Genomic DNA, 522 nt, shown 5'->3' on the forward strand with positions numbered 1-522 from the left:
ATTCGGCTTGCTTTTGTTCGTCAAATTTATGAGGAACACCTTTGGGTTTCTTGTAACTGAATCCGTTGCGATGTAGCCATTTATTTAAACCTGCGACAGTAAACTTCACGCCAAAAGTTTCATCAATATAACTGGCAATTTGATGGGTATGCGCGAAGGTAAATTTTGTTAGGTGGGCTATCAATAATTCAGTTTGTCCAGGAGTGAGCCGACTGACTGAGCCACCGTTTTGAGGTTTTAGCTTTTCTTGAGATTGATAATCATCAAGATGACGTTTGACTGTCGTTTTATCTATCCGCAGCGCTTGAGCAATCAAAGAATATGACCAGCCTTCTGAACGAAGCAGAACGACTTTTATTCGGTCACACTCACGACTATCACTAGACGATTTATGTCGTGATTCCAATAAGTGCTTTTCTTCTTGGCTTAAGGATATTTCAATCATGGCTGTATGATGATCTCATTACAGAAAATTTCAAGTCTTTGTTTGAAAAAGTCGCATCTTGAATGATCACGGGTATA

At 39.3% G+C, this 522-nt stretch carries 1 protein-coding gene; it reads right to left on the reverse strand.

What is annotated here, in order from left to right:
- Window positions 1-445: helix-turn-helix domain-containing protein (locus tag D5018_RS21520; protein WP_133309382.1), on the reverse strand; the 445-nt coding region annotated here is incomplete at its 3' end.
- Window positions 446-522 lie beyond the last annotated feature (77 nt).

Source organism: Parashewanella curva (assembly GCF_003675895.1).
Classification (GTDB): domain Bacteria; phylum Pseudomonadota; class Gammaproteobacteria; order Enterobacterales; family Shewanellaceae; genus Parashewanella; species Parashewanella curva.